Origin of the sequence: Chryseobacterium sp. SIMBA_028, assembly GCF_046535285.1 — a bacterium.
GTDB lineage: Bacteria > Bacteroidota > Bacteroidia > Flavobacteriales > Weeksellaceae > Chryseobacterium.
Genome location: NZ_JAWRWZ010000052.1, coordinates 1 through 558 on the forward strand (window position 1 = coordinate 1; position 558 = coordinate 558).

The 558-nt window shown below is 33.2% G+C and carries 1 protein-coding gene; it reads right to left on the minus strand.

Annotated features, from left to right (window positions below; genetic code table 11):
- The coding region (locus SCA31_RS22485) for a restriction endonuclease subunit S (RefSeq protein ID WP_410699277.1) at positions 1–558 on the minus strand (558 nt) is incomplete at both ends.

Below are 558 nucleotides of genomic sequence, written 5' to 3' on the forward strand. Positions count from 1 at the left end.
AATTATTTTGTTTTGGGTGTGGATGCGTTCATCAATGAGCGATAGAAAAGATGAGATTTTTTGTTGTTCCAGATTTGTTTTGGGAAGAAAAAATTTAAAACTCGAATACTCTTGTGAATTAATACCTGGTTGCCCTGACCTCATAGACATCAATTGTACCCACTTTTTATATTTTTGTGTCTGTGTTTGACTAAATATAAATTTTGAATCATATTCATTCCTAATTTTCGCCCTAATTAGAAATCCGGCAAAATATAATTTCCCATCATCACAATGATATAAATATGACTTCCCCGTACTTGCGCCTGTCCTAGCAAATAGGACATCATTTTCTCCGACTAAATATTTTTCATCTATATTTCCTGATGGAGAAACTGGATTATCGGATTTATATCTTGACGAATTTTCGTCAATATCAGTAATTCTGATGTATTTATTAGCTCCATCAAAATTTTTTGCAGATGAATTCATTCCATAGTCAAGGCTAATAGAACATTCTCCTAAAGTTACTTGTTCCCATTCCCCATCAAACCCCGGAAATCTCAAATTGGGAACATT